The organism is Microbacterium sp. AB (assembly GCF_032878875.1).
GTDB lineage: Bacteria > Actinomycetota > Actinomycetes > Actinomycetales > Microbacteriaceae > Microbacterium > Microbacterium betulae.
Genome location: NZ_CP118157.1, coordinates 3,170,784 through 3,190,316 on the forward strand (window position 1 = coordinate 3,170,784; position 19,533 = coordinate 3,190,316).

Below are 19,533 nucleotides of genomic sequence, written 5' to 3' on the forward strand. Positions count from 1 at the left end.
CGCACGCGGTGCCGGACGACGTCCGTCAGCGGCGCGGCGGCGCCCACACGACGATGAGGAGCGTCGCGATCGGGCCGAGGACGAGGGAGAGGACGAACCAGTTCAGCCGGGACCGGTCCTTCTGCTCAGCGAGCCCCGCGTTGACGAGAGCCAGGGTGAGCCATCCCCCGCCGCCGGCGAGCCAGCTGTTCGCATCCATCCGACCACGGTAGCGGTCGATGCGCCGGGCGCACGCAGCACAACGCAGGAAGTTCGGGCATGTCCAGCCGAAGCGACCGCGAAATTCCGCGGTGCCTCACCAGGGGACGAGGCGTTCTTCCTGCGCTGTGCCGTGCGGATGGCCTACGCGGTGAGGTCCGCGACAGTCGGGCCGCCCGTGAGCTCGGAGATGAGCTCGTCGCCGGGCCGCACCTGGTCGAACGGCGCGTCGATCTCGGCGCGGCGCAGCAGGTCGTCCATCTTCCGCTGACGCTGACGCGTCACGAGGGTGACGACGCGGCCCTCTCGGCCCGCTCGGCCGGTGCGGCCGGCGCGGTGGAGGTACGTCTTGTACTCCGTGGGCGCGTCGGCCTGCACGACGAGGTCGATGTCGTCGACATGGATGCCGCGTGCGGCGACGTCCGTCGCGACGAGCACCTGGGCGCGGCCCTTGGCGAACTTCTCGATGTTGCGGGTGCGCTTGGCCTGGTTGAGGTCGCCGTGAAGGGCGACGGCCGTGAGCCCTGCGTCCTCGAACTGCTCGGCGAGCTGCTCGGCGTAGGCACGGGTGCGCGAGAACACGAGGGTCTTCCCCTCGCGGTCGACGAGCTGGTCGAGGATGTCGCTCTTGCTGCGCTGGTCGATGACGAGCACGTGGTGCTCGATCGTGCTCGTCTCCTGCGTCTCGCCGGCGACCTCGTAGACGGCGGGGTTCACGAGGAACTCGTCGACGAGCGCGGCGACCTCGCGGTCGAGCGTGGCCGAGAAGAGGAGCCGCTGCGATCCGTCCGCCGTCAGGCGCAGGATGCGCTGCACCGGCTCGAGGAAGCCGAGCTCGCACATGTGGTCGGCCTCGTCGAGGACCGCGACGCCGATCTGCGAGAGGTCGAGCTTTCCCTGCGCCTGCAGGTCCTCGATGCGGCCGGGCGTGCCGATGACGATGTCGACGCCCTTCTTCAGCGCGCCCACCTGGCGGCCCTGCGGCACGCCGCCGTAGATCTGCGTCGTGAACAGGCCCACGCTGCGGGCGATGGGCTGGACGGTGCGGTCGATCTGCAGCGCCAGCTCGCGCGTCGGCGCGAGGATGAGCGCGACCGGCGAACGGCCGAACTCCCGCTTCTGCCCGGCCTTCTGCCGCAGCACGCGCTCGACGAGCGCCGCGCCGAACGCGATCGTCTTGCCGGATCCGGTGCGGCCTCGTGCGAGCACGTCGCGGCCCTCGATGATCGGCGGGATGGTCGCGGCCTGGATCGGGAACGGACGCGGGGCGCCGAGCTCCGCCAACGCGCGCTCGATGTTGTCGCCGAGGCCGAGGTCGCCGAAGCTCACCTCGGCGACGTCGGTCGCCTGTATGGCCTGGGCCTCGAGACGCTCGTGCACGACGTCGATCTGCTGCTCCTGCGCAGCCGAGCGCGCAGGACGCTCGTCACGGCGGAAGTCGTCGCGACGCGGACGGTCGTCACGGGCGAACGCCGGACGGGAGTCGCGGGCGGGACGAGCGTCGCGGTCGTACGCAGGACGCGCGCCGCGATTCGAGGCGGGACGGTCGTCGCGGGAGAAACGCGGACGGTCCGCGCCCGAGGGGCGGCGATCGTCGCGGTCGAAGGAGGGACGTCCGGCGCGGTCGTCACGGTTGAACGCGGGACGACCACCACGGTCATCCCGGTTGAACGCGGGGCGACCACCACGGTCATCACGGTTGTACGCCGGACGGTCATCGCGAGCAGGACGACGGTCATCCCGGTTGAACGCCGGACGACCACCACGGTCATCACGGTTGAACGCCGGACGACCACCACGGTCATCCCGGTTGAACGCCGGACGACCCGCGCGATCGTCACGGTTGTACGCCGGACGATCGTCACGAGCAGGACGACGGTCATCCCGGTTGAACGCCGGACGACCACCACGGTCATCACGGTTGAACGCCGGACGACCCGCGCGATCGTCGCGGTTGTACGCCGGACGGTCATCGCGAGCAGGACGACGGTCGTCCCGGTTGTACGGGGGACGGCCGCCGCGGTCGTCCCGGTTGAACGCGGGGCGACCCGCGCGGTCATCGCGCGCAGGGCGACGGTCGTCGCGGTCGAAACGTCCCGATCCCGCGCTCTCGCGGCGGGGGCCGGCGTAGCCGCCCTCGCGACGCTCGTATCCGCCCTCGCGACGGGGGCCGCCGGAACGGTCGTCCGCTCGCGCGGGGCGTCCTGCCTCGTCGCGACGCGGGCCGCGCGAGCCGGAGTCGTTCCCGCGGAACGGGCCGCCGGTCCTCTTCTTGGCGTAGCGGGGGTCGAAGTTCTGCGCGGGGCGTCCGCCTGCGGGCTTCTTGTTCTTGGGCATGGGTGTGTGTCCTTACGGGTTCTCTCGCACGAGAACAGCGCCAGGGCGCGCACGCCCGGGCAACCCGGGCTGTCAGCGGCCGGGGCCATTCATGTGATGGTCATGTGCGTCGATCGACGCTCACCATCGGCCCCTGGACTCACAACCTCGAAACACGTCCGCGCACATCGCGGCGTCCGAAGCCGACCGCACAACAATAGCGGATGCTCCTGGGTAACCGCTCGGCGTCAGAGACTAGCGAGGACGATGCTGGACCGGCGCCGCGGAGGGAAGGCCCCCGGACGTGGGGGACGACGACCGCGCAGTCACCACCGGCGGGATGTAGACCGGCGCCGGGTCGTCCGCACGCAGCGGCGGGATGTCCTCGTCCGCCGGGCGGCCGAGAAGCGGTTCGGCGCCCGATGCCGCGCTCGCACCCGGACCGGCATCCGCGCCCGCCGCCGAAACCACACCGGCGCCCGACGGCCCGACGCCCGCCCCGGCGGGCACGACGACGCGCGACTCCGCGACAGCCCCGTGATCGGCACCGCCGGGCTCACGGCCGTCCGGTCCCGTCCCGCCGTCCGACCCGTCGCCGTGACCCGCACGCCGGGCCGCACGGCGCTCCTTCGCCCCTTCGACGAGGTTGTAGAGCGTCGGCAGCACGATGAGCGTGAGCACGGTCGACGAGACGAGGCCGCCGATGACGACGATCGCGAGCGGCTGCGAGATGAACCCGCCGTGACCCGTGATGCCCAGCGCCATGGGCGTGAGCGCGAAGATCGTCGCGAGCGCCGTCATGAGGATCGGCCGCAGACGCATGGAGGCCCCCGCGAGCGTGGCGTCGCGCGCGGAGAGCCCTCTCTCGCGGTACTGGTTCACGAGGTCGATGAGCACGATCGCGTTCGTCACGACGATGCCGATGAGCATGAGCACGCCGATGAGCGACGCCACGCCCAGCGGCACCCCGGAGGCGACCTGCAGCAGGATGGCGCCGGTCGCCGCGAACGGGACGGACACGAGGAGCAGGATGGGCTGACGCAGCGACTTGAAGGTCGCCACCATGACGACGTAGACGATGAGGATGGCGGCGAGCATCGCGAGCCCGAGCTGGCTGAACGCGTCGGCCTGGTCCTCCGCGACCCCGCCGACGGTCGCCGTCGCGCCGTCCGGGAGATCGGCCGCGGCGACGGCCGCGTTCGCCGATGCCGTCGCGACGGCGAGGTCGTCCGTCGCCGGCGGCACCGTCACGGTCGCCGTCCGGCGCCCCTGCACGGTCGTGATCGACGAGGGGCTCTCGGTCTCCTCGACCGCCGCGAGGTCCTGCAGCGGGACGACGCCCGTCGCCGTGGGGATCTGCAGCTCGCGCAGCTCCTGCACCGTCGCAGGCGGGTCCTCCGCCGCGATGTAGACCGTGAGCGACGTCTCGTCGAGCTCGATGCTGCCCGCCTGCTGCGGCTGCATGCTCGACGAGACGATCGCGCCGACGGCGGCCTCCGAGAGCCCCGCCGCGGCGGCGGCCTCGCGGTCGACCTCGACGGCGATGTACGGAAGCGACGCGGCGAGGTCGTCGGTCACGGCGCCGATGCCGTCGCGTCCGTCGAGCTCGTCGACGATGGCCTGCGTCGCCGCCGCGAGGGCGTCCGAGGTCGGCGCCTCCACGGAGACGGCGATGTCGGTCGATCCGAAGCCGGCGGCGGCCGAGACCGTCAGGTCGCCGACGCCGTCGAGCGCGGAGAGCTCGCCCTGCACCTCGGCGCGCAGCGCCTCCTGGTCGACGCCGTCGCCCGTCATGACCGAGTAGGTCACGCCGGCGCCGCCCGAGAACGCGTCCGCGAGCGCCGACCCGCTCGACCCGACCGAGACCTGCACCGTCTCGATGCCGTCGATGCCGTCGAGCGCCTCCTCGACGCGCTGGGCCGCCTCGTCCTTCGTCTCGAGGCTCGCGGTGTCGCCGAGGTCCTGCGAGATCGTCAGGGTGTTCTGCCCCGTGTCGCCGAGGAAGTTCACCTTCATGAACGGCGCGAGGGCGACCGTGCCGCCCAGCACGAGCACCGCGAGCAGGAGCGTGACGACCGAGTGACGCAGGGTCCACCGGAGGATCGGCAGATACGACCTCTGGAGCCTCGACGGCGGCGCGTCGGGGTGCTCGGGGTCGATCCGGGCGCCCTCGGCGTCGAGAAGAGGCTTCCCGGGACGCATGAACCAGTACGCGAGCACGGGCACGATCGTGAGGGCGACGAGCAGCGACGCCGCCATGGCGATCGAGACGGTCAGCGCGAACGGCCGGAACAGCTCGCCCACCATGTCGCCGACGAAGACGATCGGGAGGAACACGGCGACGGTCGTGATCGTCGACGCCGTGATGGCGCCAGCCACCTCTCGCACCGCGAGACGGATGGCGTCCCCCTTGTCGGCGCCGCCGACGTAGTGGCGTTTGATGTTCTCGATCACGACGATGGAGTCGTCGACGACGCGCCCGATCGAGATCGTCAGCGCGCCGAGCGTGAGCATGTTGAGCGAGTACCCGAAGGCCTGCATCCCGATGAAGGTGATGAGGACGCTCGTCGGGATGGAGATGGCCGTCACGAGCGTCGAGCGGATCGACAGCAGGAACACGAGGATCACGAGCACGGCGAAGACGAGGCCCAGGAGCCCCTCGGTCGCGAGCGTCTCGATGGACTGCACGATGAACGGGGCCTGATCGAAGACGACCGTGAACTCCGCGTCGGGCAGGGTCTCGCGCAGATCGGCGAGGACGGCCTGGACGCCGTCCGACACCTCGACGGTGTTCGCGGCCGGGAGCTTCGTGATCGAGATCGAGATCGCGTCCTCGCCGTTCACGCGCGAGAGCGTGGTCGTGGGGTCGTCGGTCTGCGCGACGTCGGCGACGTCGGCGATCGTGACGACCGGCGGCACGATGACCTCGCCCGTCGTCGGATCGGGCGTCGGCGAGGCGCTCGAGACGAGCGGAAGCGCGCTCAGCTGGTCGACCGAGGTGATCTTCTCGCCCGTCTGCACCGTCAGCGTGCTGCCGTCCTCGGTGATCTCGCCGCCGGGGAAGAGCGTCCCGTTCTGCTCCAGCGCATCCGAGATCGCCTGCTGCGTGAGGCCGTTCGCGGCGAGCGCGGCCGCGTCGGGCGTGATCGTGATGCGCTGTCCGACGCCGCCGACGAGCTCCGCAGCCCCCACCCCGTCGACGTCCTCGATGTCCGGGACGACGACGTTCTCGAGCTGTGCCTGCGCGGCGTCGGCGTCGCCGATTCCCGAGACCGCCACCTGGATGACCGGCAGGTCGTCGATGCTCACTGACAGCACCTGGGGCTCGACGTCGTCGGGCAGCTGGGACGAGATGCGGGTGATCGCCTGCTGCATCTTCTGCTCGGCCGTGGCGAGGTTCGAGCCGTAGGCGAAGGTCGCCTGCACGATCGACGCGTTCGTCGTCGAGGTCGCCGTGCTCGACTCCAGGTCGGGCACGGACTGGATGGCCGTCTCGATGGGCGTGGAGACGTCGGCCTCGACGACCTCGGGCGAGGCGCCGGGGTAGGTCGTCATCACGATCAGCGCGGGGAGCTCGATCGACGGGATGAGCTCCTGCTTGAGGCTCGTGAGCGAGAGCCCGCCGAAGACGGCCGCGCAGATGGTGACGAGCGCGATGAGCGCGCGGTTCTTCAAGCTGAGGATGGCGAGCTTCGACACAGATCTCTCTCGTTCGATTCGGCCTTGCACGGTCGCGGGGGAGCAGCCCGCCGATACGGTTCTGTATCCGCTGCCCTCATTGTTCCACGGCGTGCCAGCCTCAGGCGGAGAGGACGGCTCCCGCGGCGAGCCCCGCGGCCGCGGCGAGGACGCACAGCGCGAAGGTGCCGAGCACGTTCGCCAGCGCCTCGCGCGCCCGTCCCTCGCGCCACAGGACGGCGCTGTCGGCCGACACCGTGCTGAAGGTCGTGTACCCGCCGAGGAGCCCCGTCCCGATCACGGCCGGCCACGGCGACCCGAGCGACGCGCCCGTGAGCATCCCGAGCGCGAACGATCCGGAGACGTTGACGACGAGGATCGCCCACGGGAAGCCGGCGGCGACGACGCGCGACAGGAGCGCGTCAGCCGTCCAGCGCAGTCCCGACCCGATGCCGCCGGCGACGGCGACGGCGAGCAGCAGCACGATGCTCACGCGTCCCCTCCCGTCGCTCCGCGGGCGAGGCGCCCGCCGACGACGAGCCCCGCGACGGCCGAGGCCGTGGCCAGGAACAGCACGAGGAGCGCCGCCGACAGCATGAGGACGTATCCGAGCGGCTCGGTGCCGAAGGGTGCGATCGGGCCGTGGCCGGACGGCGTCGCGAGCGAGCCGACCTGCACGGCGAAGGCGCTGTACGTCGTGAAGCCGCCGAGCACCCCGGGGCCGAGGAGAGCCCGCCAGCGCGGATGCCGGTCGCCCAGCGCTCCCACGACGACGCCGAGGAGGAGCGATCCGGCGACGTTGACGGCGGCGGTCGCCCAGAAGCCCGCCGCGTCGTCCCCGCGGACGGGGAGCGTCAGCGCGTACCGGGCGCCGGTCCCGAGCGCCCCGCCCAGGCACACGAACGTCAGCAGCTCCCAGCGGATTCGGCGCATCACGGCGGCCAGCCTATGCCGCGAAGCGAATGCTTCGGCTCGCGGGGACGCGAAAGTCGCCGCGGAGGGCGGTCCGCGGCGACTTTCGCGATCGGGTCGAGAGGAGGTCTACGCCTTCTCGAGTTCGTCTTCGTCCTCGTCCTCGTCGGCGTACTGGTCGGCCCAGCGGTCGACGTACTGATCATCGTCAGGATGACCCAGTTCGCGCTCCAGCGCCGAATAATCGACAGTCGGGCTGAACGACTTGAGTTCACGGGCGAGCTTTGTGTGCTTCGCCTTCTGACGGCCACGGCCCATGCGCGAGACCCCCTTATGTTGAGCACCGGGCTCATGCGCCAGCCCGAATGCGTAACTTCCGACAGCCGGCAGATGCCGGGAAAGAGTAGGATCCAGGATACCACGCGGCCTCGCACCCGGCCGGGCTGCGGCATCGAGAGGAGACGCCGCCATGAGCGACGACGAGGTCTTCCCGGCCGACGAGGCGAGCACACCCGGAGACGACGAGGCGCTTCGCGGCGCGGTCGTCGCCGGAGCCATCCCCGGTCAGCCGCCCCGCGTCCTGAGGGAGGCCGCCAAGTACGCCGCTCTGCTGCACGCGCCGCTCGTCGTCACGCACGTCGACGTCACGAGATTCGTCACGTACGAGGACCCCGACGGCTTCGTGCAGACCGCGCCCATCGACATCCACGTCGACGTGGGCGCCGAGGAGCTCGACGCCGTGAGACAGGTCGCGTCGGAGGCCCTCGCCGGCCAGAAGGTCACCTGGGCCGTCCGGCAGCTCGTCGGAGACCCGGCCCTCGCCCTCAAGCACTTCGCCGACAAGATCGACGCCCGTCTCATCGTCGTCGGCACGCGCAAGCGGGGCATCGGGGACTCGATCCGCGAGTTCTTCACCGGATCGGTCGCCGCCCGCCTGTCGCATCGCCAGCATCGGAGCATCCTCGTCGTCCCCCTCGGCGAGCCGCTGGAAGACGACGAGGACTGGCCGATCGAGGAGTAGCCCGGGTTCGCCGCTCAGCGGCCGAGATGGGCCTTCACGGCGTCGGCCGCGGCGTCGAGCGCCACGCCGAGCTCGTCGACGACCGCGGAGGGAAGCTCGCCGCCGCGCGCCACATGCGTGCGCAGGTCGGCTCGGACACGGCCGCGGAACTCGTTCACGAGCACCTCGGCGCGCTGCAGCTGTTCGCGCGAGCGCACGCGCGGGTCGTCGCCCGGACGCGGATGCGGCGTCTCCTGCGCGGGAGCGTTCGCCGCCGCCGCGAGGTCGGCGCGGAGGCTCCTCATCGCCTCGCGCACGCTGGCGCGCACGCCGTCCGCGATGAGGCGCACGGAATCCGCGAGCCCCTCCTGGATGCCGTCGAGCTCGTCGGCGCGCGAGCGCACCTCGGCGCGACCCGCGTCGGTGATCGCGTAGATCGTCTTGCGGCCGTCGACCGTCTTCGTGACGAGCCCCTCCTCCTCGAGCTTGGCCAGGCGCGGATAGATCGTCCCGGCGCTGGGCGTGTAGGTGCCGCCCGTGCGCTCGGCGAGCGCCTGGATGATGTCGTATCCGTGACGCGGCGTCTCGTCGAGGAGGCTCAGCAGGTAGAGGCGCAGGTCGCCGTGCGAGAACACGGCGGGCATCAGCGGTCCTCGCCTTCGGGCGACGTCGCGGCGCCGGGCCACTCCGCCTCGTCGTCCGCCTCCGACGCCGCGGGCTCCGCCTCGCCGCGCCGGATGACCGAGATGTCCCCCGACACCGTGTTCGCGCGCACGTCGGCGAATCTGCTCGAGAGCTCGCCGGTCGAGCCAGTGTAGTTCGACGGTCCCGACGCGGAGCGCGTGACGCCGTCGATGCGGATGCGGCCGCTCGCCGAGCGCACGACGTAGTTCGCGGCGTAGTCGTCGTCGAGCCGCAGAGTGACCCCGCCGCTCACGCCGTTGACCGAGACGCGGGCGACAGGGCCCTCGGCGTCGACGAAGGTCGAGCCCGAGACCGAGTCGACGTCGACCTTCGACAGCGCTCCCGTCACCGCGACGTCGCCCGAGACGGTGTTGGCCGCGAACGCGCCCTCGAGGCCGCGCACCTGCACGTCGCCGGAGACGGCGTTGGCGCCGAGGTCTCCGCGCAGCCCGTCGACGAGGATGTCGCCCGACACGGTGTTGAGACGCGCGTCGTCGGCGAGACCGGCGATGAGCGCGTTGGCGCTCACGACCCCGAGCGTGAGGGCGACGGCCTTCGGCACCGCCACGCTGATCTCAGCGCGCGGGCCGCCGGAGCCGAAGTTGCGGAACACCTCGAGGAAGTTGTCCCAGCGGAGCTGCGGATGGTCGATCTCGAGCGCGTCGCCCGACACGTCGATGCGCAGGTCCTTGACCGAGACGCCGTGCACCTCGATGCGCACGTGGGGCTCCTCGTGCGCGATGATGTCGATCTGCCCGCCGACGAGCCCGGCCTTGAGCCGGCGAATGCCCTCGACGTCGATGACGCGGGTCTCACCCGGGTGGATGATCCATTTCTCGTCTGTCATGATCTGCTCCCTGTCCACCGGGTCACCGGCACGAAACTCGAGATATATCTCGTTAAGGAGAGTGAAACACGATATATCTCGAATTGCAACGCCCCGTCTCCGCGGATGATGCGCTCCCCGCGGGACGCGGAGTAGCGTCGTGGATGCATCCCCGTCTTCCAGGAGGAACCGTGACCGACACCCAGCCGCAGCATCAGCCGATCGGGCTCGCCCGCACACTGCGGACCATCGCGCTCGTGACCGGCGTCGTCTCACTCGTCGCGGGGGCGCTCATCCTCGTCTGGCCGTTCAAGTCGGCCGTGGCGATCACCGTGCTCGTGGCAATCTACGCGCTCGTTGCGGGCGTCGTCGACGTCACGCTCGCCGTCAGGTCGAAGGGCCTCAGCGGATGGCTGCGCGCGGGCACCGCGCTGCTCGGCGTGGTCTTCGTCGTCGCGTCGATCGTGGCCTTCGCGAACCTGTCGTCGACGACGGTGCTGCTCGCCGTCTTCGTCTCGACGTTCCTCGGCGTCGCGTGGATCGTCGAGGGCGTCGTCTCGCTCTTCTCGCTCGGCGGCCCGAAGGACGCGTTCAGCCCCGTGCCCCGCTCGAAGGGGTGGACGATCGCCTTCGCGATCGTCAGCATCCTCGCGGGAGCCTTCGTGCTGCTCTCGCCGCTCCTCACGGCCGTCTGGCTGTGGATCTTCATCGGCGTCTCGCTCGTGGTCTTCGGGGTCATCCAGATCGTGCGCGCCGCCACGCTCGAGCGCTAGCGTGGGAGCATGACCGACCTCCGCGACCGGCTGCGCGACCTGCCGTCGTTCCCCGGCGACCTCGCGATCCTCGACCCGGACGCCGTTCCGGGCGATCCGCTCGAGCTGTTCCGCAGCTGGCTGGACGACGCCATCGCGTCCGGGGAACGCCAGCCCCACGCGATGACCGTGACGACGATCGACGACAACGGTCGCGCATCCCACCGGACCCTCATCGTGAAGGACGTCGACGAGCGCGGCATCCAGGTCTCGAGCTCGCGCTCCTCCCGGAAGGGCGCGCATCTCGCCGAGCGTCCCTGGGCGGGGATGCTGTTCTTCTGGCGAGAGCTCGGTCGCCAGGTCGAGCTCACCGGCCCGGTGACGGCGCTGCCCGCAGAGGAGTCGGCGGCGGACTGGCGCGAGCGGCCGAGCTACGACGGCGTCGACAACCCCGACTGGCAGGTGTGGACGCTCGCGCCGACGCGGGCGGAGTTCCTGCAGGCGACGCACGACCGCCGCCACACCCGCGTCGAGTACGTGCGCGACGGCGAGACGTGGACCCACCGGCCGCTCCGCGCGAGCGAGGCCGTCCGCTGAGAGAGCCGGTGGCTTCCGCCGCCGGAGCACGCCGTCGCGACCGCCGGGCTCAGGAACCCTGCGTGCGCTCCACCCAGCCGAGGTACTCCTCGCTGACGGTGCCGGTGACGTAGCGCCCGTCGAAGCAGCTCATGTCGAGGTCGGTGACCGCGTGACCGGCCGTGCTGCCCTCGATGATCGCGGCCTTGAGGTCCTCGACCTCCTGATACACGAGGTGGTCGCAGCCCAGCTCCTCGGCGATCTCGGGGATCGTCCGGCCGTGCGCGACGAGCTCCCGGCTCGACGGCATGTTGATGCCGTACACGTGCGGGTACCGCACGGGCGGAGCCGCGGAGGCGAAGGTCACCGAACGCGCACCGGCGTCGCGGGCCATCTCGATGATCTGCTTGCTCGTCGTGCCGCGGACGATCGAGTCGTCGATGAGGAGGACGTTCTTGCCCGTGAACTCGCTCGACATCGCGTTGAGCTTCTGGCGCACGCTCTTCCGGCGCACCGCCTGGCCGGGCATGATGAACGTCCGCCCGATGTAGTGGTTCTTGTAGAAGCCCTCCCGGTACTCGATGCCGAGCACGCGGGCGACCTCCATCGCGGCAGGGCGCGAGGAGTCGGGGATGGGCATGACGACGTCGATCGCGCCCTCGGGCACGTGCTTGGCGATCGTCGCGGCGAGCCTCGCGCCCATCCGCAGCCGCGCCTCGTAGACCGAGATGCCGTTCATGATCGAATCCGGACGGGCGAGGTAGACGTACTCGAACGAGCACGGGACGAGCCTCGGCCGCTCCGCGCACTGCTTCGAGAACAGCGCGCCCTCGTTCGTGATGAAGACCGCCTCGCCGGGCTCGACGTCCCGCACGACCTCGTAGTCGGCGTTCTCGAGCACGAGCGACTCGCTCGCGACGACCCACTCGTCGCTGCCGTCCTGCGCCGGACGACGGCCGAGGATGAGGGGGCGGATGCCGTGCGGGTCGCGGAACGCGAGCAGGCCGTACCCCGCGATCACCGCGATGACCGCGTAGGCGCCCTCGATGCGGTTGTGGGTGCGGGCGACGGCCTCGAAGATGCGCTCGGGGTCGAGGTCGACCGGCGACGTCGTCGCCTGGAGCTCGTTCGCGAGCGCGTTGAGCAGCAGCTCCGTGTCGCTCGAGGAGTTGAGGTGGCGGCGGTCGCGGTGGGCCATGTCGGCCGTCAGCTCGCGCGTGTTCGTGAGGTTGCCGTTGTGGATGAGGATGATGCCGTACGGCGAGTTCACGTAGAACGGCTGGGCCTCCTCCTCGCTGGAGGCCGTGCCCTTCGTCGCGTAGCGCACGTGCCCGAGGCCGACGTTGCCGAGCAGCGATCGCATGTCGCGCGTGCGGAAGCCCTCGCGCACCATCCCGCGCGCCTTGCTCATGTGCATGACGCCGCTGGGCTCGGCCGTCGCGATGCCGGTGGCGTCCTGCCCGCGGTGCTGCAGCAGGAGCAGCGCGTCATAGATGTCCTGGTTGACCGGGCCGCGCCCGACCACTCCGACGATGCCGCACATATGGTGTCAGCCCACCCCGTCCGAATAGGCGCCGACGAGCCGGACGGCGCCTCCGTCCACGCCCTTGGCGCCCTGCTCGAAGTCGCCCGCGGGGTGCGCGCCCGTGCCGACCGTGCCGATCTGCCAGGCGGGGATGCCGTCGGATGCGAGCGCGGTGACGGCGTCGTCGACGCGCTCGGGCGCGAGGACGGCGACGAAGCCGATGCCGAGGTTCCAGGTGCCCTCGCTGGACTCGAGCGACGTGCCGGCCACCTCGCTCAGCACGCGGAAGACGGGCGCGGGGGACCAGGTCGAACGGTCCACCTCGACCCACGTGCCCTGCGGCAGCACGCGTGCGAGATTCGCCGCGATCCCGCCGCCCGTCACGTGGCTGAGCGCGTGCACGTCGTCGCCGAGTCCTGCGATCAGCCGCAGCAGGGGCGAGGTGTAGAGGCGTGTGGGCTCCAGCAGCGCCTCGCCCCACGTCGCGCCCAGGTCGGCGGCACGGTCGCCGTACCCGATGCCCGCGTTCGCGAGGATGTGGCGCACGAGGGAGTATCCGTTGGAGTGCAGGCCGCTCGACCCGAGGGCGATGACCGCGTCTCCGCGCTCCACCCGCTCGGCGCCGAGGATGCGGTCGGCCTCCACGACGCCCGTCGCGGCTCCCGCCACGTCGTAGTCGTCGACGCCCAGGAGGCCGGGGTGCTCGGCGGTCTCGCCGCCCACGAGCGCGGTGCCGGTCGCGGTGCACGCCTCGGCGATGCCGCGCACGATGTCGGCGATGCGCTCGGGGAAGACCTTGCCGCACGCGATGTAGTCGGTCATGAAGAGCGGACGCGCCCCGACCACCACGATGTCGTCCACGACCATCCCGACGAGGTCCTGGCCGATCGTGTCGTGCTTGTCGACGGCCTGCGCGATGGCGACCTTCGTGCCGACGCCGTCGGTGCTCGTCGCGAGGAGCGGCCGCCGGTAGGCCCGCAGTGCGCTCGCGTCGAAGAGACCGGCGAACCCGCCGACGCCGCCGAGCACCTCGGGGCCCTGCGTCGCGCGCACGGACGACTTCATCAGCTCGACGGCGAGGTCGCCCGCGGCCGTGTCGACGCCGGCTTCGGTGTAGGTGGACGAGGGGGACTCAGCAGCAGCTGCCGTGGGATCGAAGACCACGTCTCCAGAGTAGCGGCCGAAGTCCGTGCCCGGACTCAGCCTTCGTCGACGCTCTCGTGCGCGACCCGCACGTCGCGCGTCCTGCGTCCGATCGTCCAGTCGAGGAGGAGCGCCACGAGCATCCCGAGCAGCACTCCCGCCGGCACGCACCAGAGCATGATGAACCCGAACGTCTGCGAGGGCGAGTACTCGACCTGCGTGAGCACGCTGGCCTCGCTGGTGCCGTCGAAGACGGTGGAGAGGACGAGGGCGGCGACGAGCCCGACCGCGGCGCCGAGAGCGGCGAACACGCTGTACTTCGGGGCACGACGCACCTTGGCCACATCGGCGTCATCGCGCGCTGCGGGGGTGTCGGGCATGGTCGTCATTCTCGCACCGGGATCCTGTGAGCCGTCTCCGTCGCGCTTCGACGTCGGGAGCAGGGCTCAGTACAGCAGGGGCAGCAGCATCGAGATGTCGGCACGGGTGCCCGACGCGTCGATGCGGCCCGCCGTCTCCTCGTCCGCCCACGTCGTGTCGCCCGTCGCGACGGCGATCCACGTCGACGGCGCGAGCTCGACGACGTTGGGCGGGGTGCCGCGCGTATGCCGCGGTCCCTCGATGACCTGCACGGCCCCGAACGGGGGCACGCGCACCTCGACGCTGCCGCCGGGGGCGCGTTCCTCGAGCAGCTGCAGGAGGTACCGGACGGCCGTGGCCAGGTCGGCACGCGCGGGCCTCGCCGCACGCGCGAGCGCATCCTTCACGATCGCGATGGCCTCGCGGCCGTCGCCCGTCTCGATCCTCCGCGCCATCCCGTCAGCCTATTCCGGCGCGGGAGCGGCTCGCGCGTGGTCGCGGAGTCGCCCCCGGCCCGCCGCGCACGACGCAGGAGCTCTCTCGCCCTCGCCGATCTCCTCCCGCGTCATCGCGCGCTTCGCGCCCGACATGCACCACGGGATTCCTGCATCGTGCTCGGCCGGATGCCGTCTCGGTAGGCTTCTGGGTGTGAAGATCCTCGTCCTCGGCTCCGGCGCGCGCGAGCACGCCATCGTCCTCGCCCTCGCGTCGGAGGACGCCGGGCACGAGCTGCTCGCCGCCCCCGGCAACGCCGGCATCGCGCGCGACGCGCGGATCGTCGACGTCGACATCCTCGACGGGTCGGCCGTCACCTCGTTCGCGAACGAGAACGGCGTGGGCCTGGTCGTCGTCGGGCCGGAGGCGCCGCTCGTCGCGGGCGTCGCCGACGTGCTGCGGGCGCACGGCGTCCCCGTGTTCGGGCCCGGCAAGGCGGCTGCGGCGCTCGAGGGGTCCAAGGCGTTCGCGAAGCGGATCATGGCGGAGGCGGGCGTGCCGACGGGCCGCTCCGTGCACGCGCGCACGATCGAGGAGGTCGCGTCCGCGCTCGACGCCTTCGGGGCGCCGCACGTCGTGAAGGCCGACGGACTCGCCGCGGGCAAGGGCGTCATCGTCACGTCCGACCGGCAGGCGGCGCTCGATCACGCGGCGGAGTACCTGCCCACGGGCTCCGTCCTCGTGGAGGAGTTCCTCTCGGGGCCGGAGGTCTCGCTCTTCTTCCTCAGCGACGGCGACGCGGTGCGCGCGCTCAGCCCCGCGCAGGACTTCAAGCGGGCTTTCGACGGGGACGAGGGCCCGAACACCGGCGGCATGGGGGCGTACTCCCCGCTCCCCTGGCTCGCCGAGCGCTTCGGCGACGAGGCGGCGTTCGTCCGCCAGGTGACGGAGGAGGTCGCGCTGCCGGTGGTCCGGCGGCTCGACGAGGAGGGGACGCCTTTCATCGGCCTCCTCTACGCGGGGCTCATCGTCACGGACGCCGGCGTGCGCGTGATCGAGTTCAACGCCCGCTTCGGCGACCCCGAGACGCAGGTCGTGCTGCCGCGTCTCGCCACCCCGCTCTCGCGGCTGCTGCTCGCCGCGGCGACGGGGACGCTGGAGGACGAGGGCGACCCGGAGTTCTCCGACGAGGCCGCCGTGACCGTCGTCGTCGCGAGCGAGGGCTACCCGGAGGCGCCCGTCACCGGACGCCGGATCTCGGGCGTCGCCGACGCCGAGAAGATCGAGGGCGTGCACGTGGCCCACGCGGCGACGCGGGTGTCGGACGGCGCGCTCGTCTCGACGGGCGGTCGCGTCCTCGACGTCGTGGCGACGGGCGCCGGCTTCCCCGAGGCGCGCGCGCGGGCGTACGAGGCGGTCGCGATGATCGGCCTCGAAGGATCCCATCACCGCACCGACATCGCCGCGGCGGTCGCCGGCTAGCGACGCCCCGGCACCGGAGGGCCGTTCAGCGCTCGTAGCTCGACTCGACCCTGTGCTCGGCCTGGGTCATGTGCGAGACGAGCGCGGAGCCGAGCGCGTCCGGGTCTCCGTCGACGATCGTCTCGATGATGCGGATGTGATCCGCATCGGCCTGCGCACGGCCGCCGAGCGCCTCGACGTTCTTCCGCGCATAGGGCTGCGCGGCGGTGAGCAGGGAGGTGAGGATGGACACCGTCCGCGGGCGGTCGGAGAGCTCGTAGATCAGCTGGTGGAACTCGAAGTTCGAGCGCAGCCACTCCGCGGTGTCGGAGGTCTGCGCCATGCGCTCGGCCAGTGCGCGGAGCCGCGCGATCGCCCGTGACGTCGCGCCTTCGATCACGGGGCGCGCGATCGTGGGTTCGACGGCGACGCGCAGCGCGTAGACCTCGGCGAGGTCGTCCGGCGAGAGCCTCCGCACGGTCGCGCCGCCCCCGTCGCGGATCGTGATCAGCCCGCGCGCCTCGAGCAGCCTCAGCGCCTCGCGGACGGGGTTGCGGCTGACCCCGAACTGCTTCGCGAGATCCTCTTGGACGAGCTGGTCCCCCTCGTCGTAGACGCCGTCCCGGATCGCGCTCGCGATTCCGTCGGCGATGCCATCTGGGGTCACGGCGCTCCATCTCCTCGGCGGTCTGCGGGCAACGCGATTCTAGCCACCGCCCCCGCTCGAATCGGCGGGACGAGCTCCGCGACGCGGAGATTGCGGCCATTGTCCGCAGTGTCCGCAGCGTGTACACTGCAGGTGTCGCCGCCCCCAGAGCAGGAGGCGCGGCGCGTGCGAGCCGCTGACGGCTCTCGCGAACTGCTTCAAAGGAGAGATGGTCATGATGGCTCGCCGACAGCGGCTTCACTTCGCGTGGCTCGTGTTCCTCGCAGCGTGCGTGATCTCGTTCGTGGGATTCGGGCTCACGGTCAACACGGCCAGCATCTACTGGGGCCCCGTGCAGGAGACCCTGGGGATCGACCTCTCGTCGGTGACGCTGATGAGCACCGTGTCGGGTCTGGCCGGAGCGATCGCGCTCGGGGTGGCGTCCCCGCTCTTCGAGCGCTTCAACCTGCGGGTCTTCCTCACCGTCATGGTCGTCCTCACCGCGATCGCGTACTTCGCCTCCGCGGGCGCGACCAACGTGTACGTCCTGTACGCGGCGAACATCGTGCTCGGCATCACCAAGGCCGTGGCCATCATGCTCTCCGTCCCCATCCTCCTCGGCAACTGGTTCCAGAAGCGCCTCGGGCTCGTGACCGGCATCGCCGGCGCCATGACCGCCGTGGGCGGAGCGGTCTTCAGCCCGCTCGTCGGCGCCCTCATCGCCGATCAGGGATGGCGGTTCGCCTACGTCGTGACGGGCGTGATCGTGCTCGTGACGCTGCTGCCGTTCACGATCTTCGTCACGAAACTGCGCCCGACGGGGGACCAGCGCCCGTACGGCTTCACGGAGGAGGACACCGACACCCAGGTCGCCGTCGCGCTGTCGGGCGTCCCGGCGAAGCGCGCGTACCGCACGCTCCCATTCGCGTGCTTCGCCCTCGCGGGCGTCCTATACCAGTTCGCGGGATCGCTCGTCCAGCACGTCCCCAACTACCTCGTCACAGGAGGGCTCGCCCTCACGACGGCATCCGCCATCTTCTCCGTCCTGCTCCTCGGCGCGTCGGTGGGCAAGTTCGCCATGGGCGCCGCGATCGACTTCCTCCGCCCGCTCCTCGCGATCGGCGTCTTCACCCTCGTCGCGATCTTCGGATGGGGCGGCCTCCTCGTCTTCGACGGCGAGGCCGCGCTGACCTCCGCGGGCTTCGCCAGCGGAGTGGCCCAGGGCATCAACCTGGTCGCGGTGGTGGTGCTCGTGCGCAACGCCTTCGGCTCGCTGGAGTACAGCAAGATCCTCGGTCCCATCCTCATGGCGGGATCGCTCGCGAACGCGGCCGGCGTCTACGTGCACGGCCTCATCGTCGACGGCACCGGCGGATACACCGTGTCGTTCGTCCTGAACGTCGTGCTGTTCGTCGTCGCCTTCGGGCTCCTCGCCATCGCCATCCGCAGGAAGGTGCTCCCCGGTGCATCGCCGGAGAAGCATGAGGAGACGCTCGAGTCCGATGCCGCACGGGTGTGAGGGGAAGACGATGACGACTCGGACGGCCGTACGGGCCTGGCTCGGCATCCGCTACGCGACGGCGGAGCGCTTCGAGGCGCCCGTCGTCCGGCACGGCTGGGACCGCGACGCCCCTCACGACGCGTACGGCGCCGCTCCCTACCAGGACGAGGACCCGAACCAGCCCCTGGGCGCCGAGCCCGCGGAGGACTGCCACTTCCTCAACGTCTGGGCGCCCGAGGCCGCCGAGGGCTCGTCCCTGCCGGTGTACGTCTCCGTGTACGGCGGCGGCTTCGAGCACGGGTCGGCCTCCAACTGGGCGATGGACGGCTCGGTCCTCGCCGCGACGGGCCGGGTCGTCGTCGTGTCCCTCAACTACCGCGTCGGCGCGCTCGGGTTCGTCACCCTGGCGGGTGCGACCGACGCGTTCCCGGAGGCGAGCAACCTCGGGCTCCGCGACGTGATCGCGGCCCTGGCCTGGATCCGGGAGAACATCGCCGACTTCGGCGGCGACCCCGCGCGCGTCACCGTCGGAGGGGAGAGCGCCGGAGGCTTCCTCGTGACCGCCCTCGCCGCCGCGCCCTCCGCCGACGGGCTCTACGCGCGTCTCGCGGTCCACTCGGCGGGAGCATCCCGGATCCTCCCCCTCCCCCATGCGGCCGCCATGGCGAACGCATACCTGCAGTCCCTCGACGCGACGGAGGATCCGACGACGCTGCGCGATCGTCCGGTCGCGGACCTCGTCGCGGCCCAGTCGCGCATCGTCGGCACCGACATCGGCGCACGGAACGGCCCCGCGCCCGCCGCGCTCGGCGTCGTCGACGACCACGCGCTCCTCGCGGGAGTGCTCGTGGGGCATCCGTTCGACGCCGTGGCGTCCGGCCGGGTCCGGGGGGTCCCGCTTCTCGTGACCGCGACGCAGGACGAGATCGCCCCCTTCCGGGCCATCGCCGGCGACGCGTTCGTCCCCGCCTCCCTCGCGCAGACGGTGGAGGAGCTCGTCTCCTTCGGCGCCCCGCCCGGGCGCGCAGAGGAGATCGTCGCCGGCCACGCCGACGATCTCGGAGACGACGCCGGACCCGCTGCGGTCCGCGAACGCGTCCTGACCGACTACATCTACCGTCTCGCCGCCGCGAGGCTCGCTCGGGCGCATGCCCGGGCCGGCGGCAGCGCGCATCTCCTGCTCGTCGGCGGCGCGGACGGGGAGCCCGCGGGCCACGCCTGCGACGTCCCCGCCCTCCTCGGACGGCACTGGCCGGGTGCCACCCCGGCCGCCGAGGAACGCGACCGGAGGATCACGGAGGCCGTCCTCGCCTTCGTCACGGAGACGCCGCTCGGCTGGCCGTCCGTCACATCCGCCGGGGAGATCGCCGCAGGAGGCACGGGAGAGCTGCGCGCAGCGCCGGGCGCCACGTTCGCAGAGGTCCTCCGCCGCTGGGAGGGCATCCCCCGCCCCTGACCGGCCGACCCGGCCATCGGGCGGACGGCGCCCATCGCGGCGGGGCGACGCGGACCCGGCCGCG

General features: G+C 71.6%; 19 protein-coding genes. 6 read left to right on the forward strand and 13 right to left on the reverse strand.

Translation table 11 applies throughout. The features are described from left to right. Positions 1–25 precede the first annotated feature (25 nt). The 6 genes from N8K70_RS15005 to N8K70_RS15030 all read right to left on the reverse strand — a co-directional run bounded on the left by N8K70_RS15005 (position 26) and on the right by N8K70_RS15030 (position 7,422). Positions 26–199: a hypothetical protein gene (locus N8K70_RS15005; protein ID WP_317139155.1), complete on the reverse strand. Its 174-nt coding sequence runs from the start codon at positions 197–199 to the stop codon at positions 26–28. Between the two features lie 143 nt (positions 200–342). Further along, positions 343–2,535 carry a DEAD/DEAH box helicase gene (locus N8K70_RS15010; RefSeq protein WP_317139156.1) on the reverse strand — a complete coding sequence of 731 codons (2,193 nt, stop codon included), beginning with the start codon at positions 2,533–2,535 and terminating at the stop codon, positions 343–345. Between the two features lie 234 nt (positions 2,536–2,769). Next, a complete protein-coding gene (locus tag N8K70_RS15015) occupies positions 2,770–6,213 on the reverse strand; it encodes an efflux RND transporter permease subunit (protein WP_317139157.1) in 3,444 nt (1,147 codons plus the stop codon). 100 nt (positions 6,214–6,313) lie between these two features. Continuing rightward, the gene (locus N8K70_RS15020; RefSeq protein WP_317139158.1) at positions 6,314–6,685 is read right to left on the reverse strand and encodes a fluoride efflux transporter FluC; all 372 of its coding nucleotides are present in this window, start codon (positions 6,683–6,685) and stop codon (positions 6,314–6,316) included. Further along, a complete protein-coding gene (locus tag N8K70_RS15025; protein WP_317141230.1) occupies positions 6,682–7,125 on the reverse strand; it encodes a fluoride efflux transporter FluC in 444 nt (147 codons plus the stop codon). Before N8K70_RS15025 ends, N8K70_RS15020 begins: the two co-directional genes overlap by 4 nt. Positions 7,126–7,233: 108 nt before the next feature. Then, positions 7,234–7,422, reverse strand: coding sequence for a DUF3073 domain-containing protein (locus tag N8K70_RS15030; RefSeq protein WP_317139159.1), 189 nt, complete (start codon positions 7,420–7,422; stop codon positions 7,234–7,236). Between the two features lie 151 nt (positions 7,423–7,573). On the opposite strand from N8K70_RS15030, the gene N8K70_RS15035 reads away from it, so the two are divergent. Then, entirely contained in the window at positions 7,574–8,125 is a 552-nt protein-coding gene (locus tag N8K70_RS15035; protein ID WP_317139160.1) for a universal stress protein, read from the forward strand. A 14-nt stretch (positions 8,126–8,139) separates the two neighbouring features. Here the strand turns inward: N8K70_RS15035 and N8K70_RS15040 are convergent, their stop codons facing one another. Together N8K70_RS15040 and N8K70_RS15045 are read right to left on the reverse strand one after the other, a co-directional pair. Further along, positions 8,140–8,748, reverse strand: a complete 609-nt coding sequence (locus tag N8K70_RS15040; RefSeq protein ID WP_317139161.1) for a PadR family transcriptional regulator — start codon at positions 8,746–8,748, stop codon at positions 8,140–8,142. After that, complete coding sequence (locus N8K70_RS15045; protein WP_317139162.1) at positions 8,748–9,635, reverse strand: DUF4097 family beta strand repeat-containing protein; 888 nt, start codon at positions 9,633–9,635, stop codon at positions 8,748–8,750. Before N8K70_RS15045 ends, N8K70_RS15040 begins: the two co-directional genes overlap by 1 nt. Positions 9,636–9,805: 170 nt before the next feature. On the opposite strand from N8K70_RS15045, the gene N8K70_RS15050 reads away from it, so the two are divergent. After that, positions 9,806–10,387 carry an HdeD family acid-resistance protein gene (locus N8K70_RS15050; protein ID WP_317139163.1) on the forward strand — a complete coding sequence of 194 codons (582 nt, stop codon included), beginning with the start codon at positions 9,806–9,808 and terminating at the stop codon, positions 10,385–10,387. A gap of 9 nt (positions 10,388–10,396) precedes the next feature. Then, a complete protein-coding gene (locus N8K70_RS15055; RefSeq protein ID WP_317139164.1) occupies positions 10,397–10,963 on the forward strand; it encodes a pyridoxine/pyridoxamine 5'-phosphate oxidase in 567 nt (188 codons plus the stop codon). 49 nt (positions 10,964–11,012) lie between these two features. On the opposite strand, the gene purF is transcribed toward N8K70_RS15055, so the two are convergent. The 4 genes from purF to N8K70_RS15075 all read right to left on the reverse strand — a co-directional run bounded on the left by purF (position 11,013) and on the right by N8K70_RS15075 (position 14,425). After that, positions 11,013–12,485: an amidophosphoribosyltransferase gene (purF, locus tag N8K70_RS15060; RefSeq protein WP_317139165.1), complete on the reverse strand. Its 1,473-nt coding sequence runs from the start codon at positions 12,483–12,485 to the stop codon at positions 11,013–11,015. Positions 12,486–12,491: 6 nt separating this feature from the next. Next, on the reverse strand, positions 12,492–13,631 hold the full coding sequence (gene purM / locus N8K70_RS15065; protein ID WP_317139166.1) for a phosphoribosylformylglycinamidine cyclo-ligase: 1,140 nt from the start codon (positions 13,629–13,631) through the stop codon (positions 12,492–12,494). Between the two features lie 35 nt (positions 13,632–13,666). Beyond that, complete coding sequence (locus N8K70_RS15070) at positions 13,667–13,990, reverse strand: potassium transporter Trk (protein ID WP_317139167.1); 324 nt, start codon at positions 13,988–13,990, stop codon at positions 13,667–13,669. A gap of 66 nt (positions 13,991–14,056) precedes the next feature. After that, entirely contained in the window at positions 14,057–14,425 is a 369-nt protein-coding gene (locus N8K70_RS15075) for a sterol carrier family protein (RefSeq protein ID WP_317139168.1), read from the reverse strand. Between the two features lie 193 nt (positions 14,426–14,618). Here N8K70_RS15075 and purD point away from each other — a divergent pair, with 193 nt between their 5' ends. Further along, entirely contained in the window at positions 14,619–15,887 is a 1,269-nt protein-coding gene (gene purD, locus N8K70_RS15080) for a phosphoribosylamine--glycine ligase (protein WP_317139169.1), read from the forward strand. A gap of 25 nt (positions 15,888–15,912) precedes the next feature. On the opposite strand, the gene N8K70_RS15085 is transcribed toward purD, so the two are convergent. Further along, positions 15,913–16,533, reverse strand: coding sequence for a GntR family transcriptional regulator (locus N8K70_RS15085; RefSeq protein ID WP_317139170.1), 621 nt, complete (start codon positions 16,531–16,533; stop codon positions 15,913–15,915). 214 nt (positions 16,534–16,747) lie between these two features. Between N8K70_RS15085 and N8K70_RS15090 the strand changes: the two genes are divergently transcribed. Both N8K70_RS15090 and N8K70_RS15095 read left to right on the forward strand, forming a co-directional pair. Continuing rightward, positions 16,748–18,031 carry an MFS transporter gene (locus tag N8K70_RS15090; RefSeq protein WP_317139171.1) on the forward strand — a complete coding sequence of 428 codons (1,284 nt, stop codon included), beginning with the start codon at positions 16,748–16,750 and terminating at the stop codon, positions 18,029–18,031. A gap of 10 nt (positions 18,032–18,041) precedes the next feature. Continuing rightward, the gene (locus tag N8K70_RS15095; RefSeq protein ID WP_317139172.1) at positions 18,042–19,469 is read left to right on the forward strand and encodes a carboxylesterase family protein; all 1,428 of its coding nucleotides are present in this window, start codon (positions 18,042–18,044) and stop codon (positions 19,467–19,469) included. Positions 19,470–19,533 lie beyond the last annotated feature (64 nt).

Bases quoted from the DNA above. Each gene is read 5' to 3' on its own strand.
- purF (WP_317139165.1), bottom strand. From the start codon at position 12,485: ATGTGCGGCATCGTCGGAGTGGTCGGGCGCGGCCCGGTCAACCAGGAC.
- N8K70_RS15090 (WP_317139171.1), top strand. From the start codon at position 16,748: ATGATGGCTCGCCGACAGCGGCTTCACTTCGCGTGGCTCGTGTTCCTC.
- N8K70_RS15095 (WP_317139172.1), top strand. From the start codon at position 18,042: ATGACGACTCGGACGGCCGTACGGGCCTGGCTCGGCATCCGCTACGCG.
- N8K70_RS15005 (WP_317139155.1), bottom strand. From the start codon at position 199: ATGGATGCGAACAGCTGGCTCGCCGGCGGCGGGGGATGGCTCACCCTG.
- N8K70_RS15075 (WP_317139168.1), bottom strand. From the start codon at position 14,425: ATGGCGCGGAGGATCGAGACGGGCGACGGCCGCGAGGCCATCGCGATC.
- N8K70_RS15070 (WP_317139167.1), bottom strand. From the start codon at position 13,990: ATGCCCGACACCCCCGCAGCGCGCGATGACGCCGATGTGGCCAAGGTG.
- N8K70_RS15045 (WP_317139162.1), bottom strand. From the start codon at position 9,635: ATGACAGACGAGAAATGGATCATCCACCCGGGTGAGACCCGCGTCATC.
- N8K70_RS15055 (WP_317139164.1), top strand. From the start codon at position 10,397: ATGACCGACCTCCGCGACCGGCTGCGCGACCTGCCGTCGTTCCCCGGC.
- N8K70_RS15040 (WP_317139161.1), bottom strand. From the start codon at position 8,748: ATGCCCGCCGTGTTCTCGCACGGCGACCTGCGCCTCTACCTGCTGAGC.
- N8K70_RS15030 (WP_317139159.1), bottom strand. From the start codon at position 7,422: ATGGGCCGTGGCCGTCAGAAGGCGAAGCACACAAAGCTCGCCCGTGAA.
- N8K70_RS15010 (WP_317139156.1), bottom strand. From the start codon at position 2,535: ATGCCCAAGAACAAGAAGCCCGCAGGCGGACGCCCCGCGCAGAACTTC.
- N8K70_RS15025 (WP_317141230.1), bottom strand. From the start codon at position 7,125: ATGCGCCGAATCCGCTGGGAGCTGCTGACGTTCGTGTGCCTGGGCGGG.
- N8K70_RS15035 (WP_317139160.1), top strand. From the start codon at position 7,574: ATGAGCGACGACGAGGTCTTCCCGGCCGACGAGGCGAGCACACCCGGA.